Origin of the sequence: Pseudomonas sp. OA65 (assembly GCF_017498305.1) — a bacterium.
Classification (GTDB): Bacteria; Pseudomonadota; Gammaproteobacteria; order Pseudomonadales; family Pseudomonadaceae; genus Aquipseudomonas; species Aquipseudomonas zanjanensis.
The window spans coordinates 1-9,039 of sequence record NZ_JAGDEZ010000078.1; the positions used below are offsets into that span (position 1 = coordinate 1).

General features: G+C 52.0%; 7 protein-coding genes and 2 pseudogenes. 6 read left to right on the forward strand and 3 right to left on the reverse strand.

Features of this window, described 5'->3' with window-relative positions:
* The 3 genes and pseudogenes from J3361_RS28890 to J3361_RS28900 form a co-directional block, all read left to right on the forward strand.
* The coding region (locus J3361_RS28890; protein WP_243459073.1) for a hypothetical protein at nt 1–228 on the forward strand (228 nt) is incomplete at its 5' end.
* Between the two features lie 64 nt (nt 229–292).
* Nucleotides 293–526, forward strand: a pseudogene (locus J3361_RS28895) (IS3 family transposase); the annotation flags it as partial.
* A 44-nt stretch (nt 527–570) separates the two neighbouring features.
* A pseudogene (locus J3361_RS28900) lies at nt 571–797 on the forward strand (transposase domain-containing protein); the annotation flags it as partial.
* 517 nt (nt 798–1,314) lie between these two features.
* Here J3361_RS28900 and J3361_RS28905 read toward each other — a convergent pair.
* Nucleotides 1,315–1,704 carry a transposase gene (locus tag J3361_RS28905; protein ID WP_207967404.1) on the reverse strand — a complete coding sequence of 130 codons (390 nt, stop codon included), beginning with the start codon at nt 1,702–1,704 and terminating at the stop codon, nt 1,315–1,317.
* A gap of 298 nt (nt 1,705–2,002) precedes the next feature.
* On the opposite strand from J3361_RS28905, the gene J3361_RS29660 reads away from it, so the two are divergent.
* Entirely contained in the window at nt 2,003–2,221 is a 219-nt protein-coding gene (locus tag J3361_RS29660; RefSeq protein ID WP_243459074.1) for a hypothetical protein, read from the forward strand.
* 104 nt (nt 2,222–2,325) lie between these two features.
* Here J3361_RS29660 and J3361_RS28910 read toward each other — a convergent pair whose 3' ends face one another.
* Nucleotides 2,326–2,934 (reverse strand): tyrosine-type recombinase/integrase, encoded by a 609-nt coding sequence (locus tag J3361_RS28910; RefSeq protein ID WP_207967405.1) that lies wholly within the window; start codon nt 2,932–2,934, stop codon nt 2,326–2,328.
* Between the two features lie 252 nt (nt 2,935–3,186).
* Here J3361_RS28910 and J3361_RS28915 point away from each other — a divergent pair, with 252 nt between their 5' ends.
* Nucleotides 3,187–3,444, forward strand: coding sequence for a BPSL0761 family protein (locus tag J3361_RS28915; protein WP_207967406.1), 258 nt, complete (start codon nt 3,187–3,189; stop codon nt 3,442–3,444).
* A 627-nt stretch (nt 3,445–4,071) separates the two neighbouring features.
* Nucleotides 4,072–8,640 (forward strand): hypothetical protein, encoded by a 4,569-nt coding sequence (locus J3361_RS28920; protein WP_207967407.1) that lies wholly within the window; start codon nt 4,072–4,074, stop codon nt 8,638–8,640.
* A 305-nt stretch (nt 8,641–8,945) separates the two neighbouring features.
* On the opposite strand, the gene J3361_RS28925 is transcribed toward J3361_RS28920, so the two are convergent.
* Nucleotides 8,946–9,039, reverse strand: a 94-nt coding sequence (locus J3361_RS28925; protein ID WP_207967409.1) for a transposase domain-containing protein, incomplete at its 5' end; no start/stop codon positions are given.

Here is a 9,039-nt window from a genome sequence, read left to right on the forward strand (position 1 = left end):
TGGCCGATTGTGTTGAAAAAGTCGGCCATGGTTTGCGCGTCAGAAAAGTACGCGTCCGAGATTGAAATCTTTACTTTTGGCAGAGGCTTTCTGACTCGGATTTCACGTAGCAGCGTGCAAAAAAGGCGTTTTCACCGGTCAATGGCTATGCAGTTTGGGCAGACCGACTTTTTCAACAGAATCGGCCGTAAGCGTCCAGCCAAGTCACCTTCCGAACTCCAGCATTAACGGCGATGGTGTCCGCGATGGGCGCCCGTTTAATCACACAAGGTGCGTTGGGCGGACGCTTACTTTCATGCGCTGGTATAACCACGAACACCGGCATAGCCGCATCCGGTTCGTCACGCCAGCCCAACGGCATCGAGGGCTGGACCGTCAGGTCTTGGCCCGACGACATGCACTGTACGAACGAGCCAAGGAGCAAAAACCGGAGCGGTGGTCAGGCCGGACGCGTAACTGGGAGCCGATCGGTACCGTGTTGTTGAACCCGGATCGAGAGCAACAGGTCGAGAAAAGAGCGGCATAGTTAGACGGTTGACGCGACAACTACCTTGAAAAAACGCCGTACCCGACAACCAAATTAGGCCATGAGCGCTTGGACGCAAATACTGGCTCTTCGCAGGGTCGTTGCGCAGCGGAAACGGGCTGCGGCAATCATGAGCCTGATTCAGTCGGCACTCATGAAAGGGCATGACCCGTATGGCTATCTCAAGGATGTGCTTACGCGTTTGCCGATACAGAGGGCCAGTGATATTGGACAGTTGCTGCCGCACCAGTGGGTAGCTCCATCGCATTGATCTAATGGGCGTGACCCACTAGATTTCCCATTTTTTCCCCGTCGTTGGCTAAATTTTCTTAACCGCGCCAAGATTTTCTTAAAATGTGCGCCGAACTCTCAGAAAATATTAACCGAAAATGGCCGCGCAACCACTATTTTGGGGTTTTCCGCTTATCGGCGGGTCGCGGTAGGGACGACGGTTACCTGCCGCCCCCCGCACAGATCCGTACGTGCGGAACTACCGCATATGGCTCCTGCCTCGGGTATGTGACGCGAAGCGATCCTCAGGGTAAGGACGTCCATTTCTAGGTCTAGGTATGTCGAGGTCGGCAAGGCGTCCGTAGCGTGACCATTGAAGCCTATTACGCTGGCTGCGCCGTTTGAGGGCTTGCCGCCATAGGCGGCAGACCGCTGAACGAACACCACCAAGACGTATCAGGTTTCCCGGCACCGAGTGGTAATTGAAGTAGCCCCTGACCACCCGAGTAAGCCATTGCCCTTGAGCCCGGATGGGCTCATGACTTCGGCGCTTCAGCTCATCCCGAATAGCCAGCAGCGTCGCACGCATTCGCTTCTTGACCGTCAGTCGCAGTATTTAAAAACCACCGCTTCTGTTGGTACTGCAACAGTGCGTTCAGCGGCAGTGCGATGACCACCGCTTCACCAGCGTGCCGTTTAGGCATCGGTTGCAGCGGTACAAACGCGGGAAGTGGCGCGGCGGGTTTATCACGGTAAATCGGCAGCCACTTGCGAATCACGTTGGCATTGATGCCGTGGCTGATAGCGACGCTGGAAACTGAGGCACCGGGTTTCAGGCATTCTTGCACGACCTGGGCCTTGAAGGGGTTGGGATAGGAGCTTCGTTGGCGCATGGAAATCCTGGCGATAAGGGTGATCGCGTCCGCTTTAAAATAGGCGGACACCATCGCCCTTAATTCCGGACTTCTGAAGGTGTGTTCGCTGGCCGCTTACGCACAACGGCCACCGAGGGAACTTAGAAAATTCGAGGCGACTGGTGATTTGGGGTTGTAGCCAGTGCCATCTGTCGCCACCGGCCGCTACAGGTCGACCTCTGCCAGTCATAACCGGGAGGGGGGTGTCCGAATTCGGCTTGAGGAGCTATCAGGTCGAATGCAGACAGTTGGCTAGATCTGGGTAATCAGCGACCAGTCCAAAACGGCGAGATGAGCTAGGCTCCGGCATCATTGCCGAAAAGGAACCGTCATGCCAAATAGCTCAGACTGCAAGGTCGCCACAGCAGACGGTCTCACATTGCTCCTCCACAACCAGCACGCCCTGAGTGCAGCGATAGAGGAAATAACCAAATGGCTTTCGGAAAATGGAATAGGCAGCGTCGCCGTTAATGCGGTGGCGGCCATGGAAACACTGGACACTAATTCTCAAGCCATTACAGATTCCATTTTAAGGATACGCCAGTCATAGATTGCTCAGCGCAAGACTGCCCCTGTGGTTTTAGTAGCCGCTGATTTTGTAGTCACAATATAGGGCCGATCGCGACGGTCTGGCATCGATCGTCGCGTGATTAGTCAGACTTCGGTCTGCTCGGCCATTTCCAAGGCATCATCGACCTCGATTCCCAAGTATCTGACAGTGCTTTCAAGCTTCGTATGACCAAGCAGGAGTTGGACAGCTCTCAGATTTTTCGTCCAGCGATAGATTAACGATGCCTTGGTCCGCCGTAGCGTGTGAGTGCCGTACATGCCTGTGGCTGTCACCCACGCTTTGACTATTCGAGCGTACTGCCTGGTGGAAAGATGGTCTGAGGCGTGCAATCGGCTGGGAAACAAAAAATCCTCGCTTCGGAGATGCGCCCGATGCATCCAAGCTTCCAATACCGTTCGGGTTTGCTCAGTGATTTCAAATTGCACTGGGTGCTGAGTTTTCTGCTGCATCACGATCGCCCTTGACGACACATACTCCCCGTGGGCGATGTCCCGGACTCGCAACTTGGTCAAGTCACAGGCACGCAGTTTGCTGTCGATGGCCAGGTTGAAGAGCGCCAAATCACGTGTCTTCTCCGCGAGCTGGAGTCTGATCCGGATAGCCCAGATATCTCTGACTCGAAGCGGAGCTTTCTGCCCGACAAGCTTTCCCTTGTTCCAAGGCTGATGGGGGGATCTAGTAGTGGTGTTCATGGCTTGTTGTCCTCCACGTTGAGGGAGAACAAGGGTGGATCAGTCACAACGAGCGGTAGTCGCAATTCGATCCATAGCTGCTCCAATAGATCTTCGAGATGCCGGATGGGCTTCTGAACCTGTCTGCGAAGCTATTCCAGTACGCGCAGAGGATGCCGGCGGCTGTCCTGCTAGGACCTCGTCAATCTTTCAGTCATACTAGTGGTTTCGGCCATTTATCGGTTGACTAAACGCAAAGAGGGGTGGGCTGTAATGACACTGCCGAGTGAACGCACCCAAAGTGTGATCCAAACAGAAGCGTTTTTGCGAGAGTTGTCAAAAAGCCCTCTGATCCCTGAGGAGTATCGTAATGAAGCGAAGCGCCTTCTGCGGCATTACCCAGAAGCGTCATTTGTTCTATTCGCTGGCAAGATGGATGACATTATTCTGGGCGCAGACCCTGGAGATCCTAGACGGGAATTAGCTATCAGTGGTTATCATCCTATGTTCACTGCGGAGTTAAAGCTCTAGGCCAGTTCTTAACAAGGTCTGCCGTTTGTAATGCAGACGCGCTTGCCAAAACTCTTGTTGTCTTTGTCGGTCCCGACAGGTGAGGTCGTGTGGAGCTCAAGCATCGAATGCCCCCCGCCTCAACTGGGGCCAGCTCGTGACAGTGTGCCACGACTGTCATCTTTTGGCTGATTCTGTTGAAAAAGTCGGTTCTGCCAGACTGACCGCATATAACCGCAGAAAAACGCCTTTTTTGCGCGCTGCTACGGGAAATCTGAGCCCGTCACCCTCTGCTCAATGTAAAGATTTCAATCTCAGGTGCATAATTTTCTACTGTGGAAATCAGGATCGACTTTTTCAACAGAATTGGCCGATTGCAGTGGCTGCCTTGTCGCAACATCAAAATGAGACATAAACGGGCGGCCTAAAAGATGGCTATTTTTGATGCTGAACGAGCCCCATGAAAGACAGGAGACCGTTTCCCCCTTACGATAAGGGATAGGCAAACGGTTATGTTTATGACTAATAGCAACGACAAGAGTGGGGAGCTTTTGGGCCAGATATGGTAGATTGTCAACCCTGTAATTTAATTCCTAACCAGCACCAATAGGGGCTGGCCTTGCGTGCTTTTCGATTTAGGAACTGAAGTTGGACATCTCGACTATTTCTCGATTTCTTTTTTCGCTGGCCAGCCCCGTAGTTATGTTGCTCAAGAAACCTTGGGCTGAACGTACTGCAGCCCATAATCCGTCGGCGGCAGCTCACTCGCCAATCGAAGATTTGGACCAAGAGACATTCGTGCATTTGGGTGTCACCTCATCCACCGAAGCAGGGTGGAAACGAATACTCGAAATGTTCGGGCATCAGTTGGTGAAGTCAGAACCATTTTCTCTGCCGCATGTGTGTGAATGGTTAAACTCCAGCACCACGAGATACCAGCTAAGACAACTCGCGCATGCACGTATAACCTCATCTATGGAGCCGTCCGACGCTCTCTGTGCGCTAATCGATAGCTACTCGCTGATGTCAGGAGAACACCATAATCGGGCAAAAAACATTATTGACCACGCCGTAAATGTACTAGTTGCAGGGGTGTTGAGTGCGACCAAGGATCGCGCCATGGCAGGCTTGATTGAAGTTAACATGCAGGCTCTGCAACAACGTTTCGATGAAATCAACATGCGGTTTGATGCGCAGAGCTTGCCGGAATCAGATTGGTCTCTTGATATTGCATTCAAAGCCAATACCGAATGGCTGCTGAGCGCTTTTTCCAGTCGCACCAAAGCCAAAGTTCGGCTCGGTCAGCCGCTATGTCCTGCTGACACAGCGGCTTCTATCATATCTATGTCTAGAGGCGAGTTGGTTGCGCGTTTCCAGTCCCTGCTTGTCGAATCGACTGCTGGCGGTGTCGTAGCTCTTACTGGAGATGAAGGCAATGGCAAATCATGGCTCGTCGCGCAAGCGTGGCTTTCCTTGGCAGAAAAGCCACTGACGCTGTTTTTAACCGCGGAAGAAATAGGCGAGCAGGCCATCACCCCAGCTACCCTCCTAGCGCAAAAGCTATGCATACAAACTGATAGGCAAGGCTCTGAACGCCACCAGGAGTTTTGGACTACTCAACTTCGCGAATGGCGCAAACAGCGTAGGGGCCCTGATCAAGGGTTTCTTGTGGTCCTTGATGGCTTGAACCAACGCCCTCGAACAGAATGGGCTCGTGTGATCGACCAGCTCAGCGAAGAGTTAGAATGCGTCGGTGGCAAGCTTATTCTCACGTCGCGAAGACGTTATTTTGACGAGATGATAAAGCCGCGTTTAGTTTCATCCTACCGTGTCTTGTCAGTGCCAGAGTGGTCGCCTTCTGAGCGGGATGAATTGCTCTCCTCACAAAACATGCGCGGCGGCCAACTGCATGAACGTGTTGCGTCAGCCCTTCGCAACCCTAGATTACTATCCATTGCTCTAACCCTTTTGGACAGCGAGCAGCTTAAAAAGATGGAGGAGTTAAGCATTCCCTTTTTGTTGTTTGAGCATCTGCGGGCAAGCCAACGTGACAGTTACGATCAATCCGCTGAACACTTTAAACGCAACCTGCAGCGACATGCAAAGGAGGTATTGCAACGGTTGAGTACGCAGCAACGCGATGACCTAAAGGTATTTGACGGCGGGTTAGATGCCGTAGTGGAAGGACGCTTCTTTGTTCCGTTGACAGAAGACCCGACGCGCTACTCCGTAAGCGAAGAGGGTCTCGGCCTGGCATTAGGGTTGGCAATTCTCGAAGAGCTCAACAAAGCCCATCGCAATGGGCACAATCTAGACGAAGCTCTGGCTGTCATAGCGGAACCGATCGCCGCGCTTGATCAAACTTCGGAGGCAATACTGGCATCACTCACCGTGGCGTGTATGTCTGAAGAGAATTCAACTGCAATTGGTGCAGCAATCCTGACCGGGTTCGCCGGCTTACAAAATCTAGACGATGGCATCTCCGATTCTATCAACGCGTTGGCACGCATCCGGACGCCTGTTTTTCTTGAGGCGATGAGGTCCCTTGCATTGCAAGGTGGTGCAGCGATCAATTTCGATTGCATCGAACTGGCTTTGCATCGCGCTAAGGTTGACGATCAAGCCTGGACAGCGATTGCATCGGAACTCAATGGCTGGCTGACGCATGTAACTCTTGATGTCGAAAAACATGTAAATCCATCTGGTAGAAACGCGGACGATCTCACATCACGCCGTCTTGAACTAAAAAACGAATTAGCAGAGAAACTCGAGAAACTTTCCCCAAATGAAAAAGACATTTTTGATCAACTGCAGCGCGTCGAAGTTCAAGACGTTTCAGTACTCGGGACAGTTGCTTTGAGACTGATGGCCGGCAAGCCACTAGCAGATTTCGCACACGCGTTCATGCAATGGAGTTTTGCTAAAAGTCTCAACGTTAGTCACTTATCACCTACGCAAGAGTTTCGCCATTTAATTCGCTTCAACAGCATTGATTGGGAAGCCACCCGTGCTGAGCTTCTGCTTTTTAGCCAAAGATTGGCCAATGGAACGCCGTCAAATGTTGGTCAATGGGCTCTAGTAACATTACTCCAGTCGACCGGACACCCGGATGACGCACTGCGTGCGCAGAAACTAGTTGATGACCTGAGCGTAGATCTACCGAAAGGCGGGGGCTGGAGACTTGTTGAAGACTATTGCAGCACCGATCCCTGCGATCCTAACAATGCAGAACCTGAGAATGTCGCGAAAACTGCAACACAGTATGCTGCTGCCGATGTCACCAACATTTCGTTGAGTAAAGGAATGCTTCCACAGGATTACTTTTTCAATGATGCGCGGCCTGCCATTAGCCGCTTTTATCCAGATATCGCGGTCAACAAGCATCGCTCGTTCTTCGATGACGTACTGCGACGCGACGCTTTACCTCTACGGCAAGGAGTAGCCGGTCTACTCGATCACTCTGCCCTCGTTACACATCAGCAAGCACTAAAGTTCGTCGGTCGCTTGTGCGGGGACGAAGCTGATGTCGAGGCTTTGCACTCGCTAGGGAACGAGGCCCAGATCTGGGCACAATTTCAATTGCAATTTGTCTTTCCCGCGCTAGAGGCCTCCGAGCAGCTCGACTCACTCTTGAAGGCCCGGCTAGGCTATCGGCTACAACAACATTTGGTTGAAACCATTAAGCCACTCGACGTGCAAACCTTCGAAATGAGGCTATCGGCTGCAGTGGCAGATCAGGACGAAGAGTCACAGTTCATAGTACTGCTGTTCGCCCCCTTTGTTAATCGACCGTTGTCGCCATCAGCTCTAAATCATCTTCCAGCCTTGCTAAGCAGTGCGTCAACATTCGTACGCGCTCATGCGTTGGCAATGGTTGCGAAGTCCGCGGATTCCGCAGCGCTACAAATAGCTAAGGAAAGTGGCTGGAATGCCAATCAGTTAAGCAAGGATGAGGGGCTGGAGCGCTGGTTCGGTTCAGACGTATTGGTAGCGGCTGCGATACAGAACGTTGCTTCCTGGGATAAATTTATAGCGGACATGGACGTTCAACATTTAGGACAACTATCGGCGCGTGTCGGTGGGGAAGTATCGCTCCATGTTGCATTGACTATAGACGCCCTACTTCAGCGCCCGCTGAAGTTACCAGTCGAATCGGACATGCTTGAAATTGAGCTCATGTATCAATCAAGAGACACCTCCCGAAAGCCCTGCTTCACCTTGCGCGAGCGCCAGCTTTCGTCACCTGATTCCGAAAAATCTTGGCTGCGAGCACTCGAGGATGAAGACAGCTTTAATGAGCGTCAAAAAAAGCTGCATTCCAGCTTCGAAGCTTTGCTTTCGCATTTAACGCGTATAGATGCAGAGAAACTGTTGGAGCAAATTGGTGCCGAAGATTTCGCAAGTATCGCTGCGGCAGATACCACCTTGACCCAACGCTGGTGCGATTTGCTGCTCAGCCAATCAAACCATGCGAATCTGGTAGCATTTCGTAATATCGGTATGCAATTAGGGCGATTCGTTTCGACGTATGACCCTATTCGTGCGGTTCAACTGTTCGAAAAATACGACCCTATCGCTCCCCTCGTGCGTGTAGTTTTTGGCCGCGCAGCTATTGAGTTAGGGGCAACGTGTATCTGGTCCGCAACTGAGAGCACAGAATTAAATGCGCTGCGTATGCACCGTCTCGACTGCGCCACAAATAACGGTGTGCTCGCCTGTGAGGTATGGGCTGCTTTGTGGAGCGGAAAATCTTTCCAGCTCACTCAGTACATTGAGGAAGGCTTGGCTTCCACGCTGCCAGCTAAACAGGCACGTGCCATCTTGGTCGCCGGACTGATGGGAGAGAACTCATATAGCGAAAGAGTTTTATCCCTATTTGCCGGGGTTCCAGGATTTCTTGGGGAAACACAGCGCCTTGCTAAGGCTCTATATGAGCGACATATCTGGGCTACGCATTGGCTTACCCTCATGCGCGATGCATCCTCTTCAGAAAGCTTTTGGCGTGCTGCCGTACTGTTTCTCGTAGTGGCGGACGGCCGTATTGAGGCATTGAGGCTCACAGAGGGGAAAGCCCAAGAGATTTTTCACTTACATTGGCCTAGCATCGAACGCCGATTGCAGAGTCGCTTTGATAAATTACGGAAAAAATGGAAAGAGCATTTTCTTTCTGAGAAGCATCCTTGGCCACTTTTTTTGGTACACCCAAAAAGTGACTAATGAAATAGACCGTGGCGCGCTCAACTGGTCAACATTTGGAACCCGGCAAGCGAAAGCGTAGTTTTGCGGGTACATGAGCGAAGCGAACAAGGTTTGCTGGCGATGGAGCAATCCTGGATGTTACTTAGGGCATTTCTGCTATCGGAGGATGTCGCGATTGAGGATTGAGGCGGCGCTCGCGGGCGACTCGCGTAGTGAGAAAAGCGCCGGTGTTGTCACCGGCGCTCGGGAGTTGCGATGCTTTGCGATGTATTTATACATCGCAAAGGCTTAACGTATGCGTCCGGGCATCACATCTTGCGTGATTAAACCGGCTGCCACTTATGCGGAAGCAGCAGCTCGATTTCACTCGCCCGCTGCGTCGGTAAACGCGTGAGAACATCCTTTAGATAGGCGTAC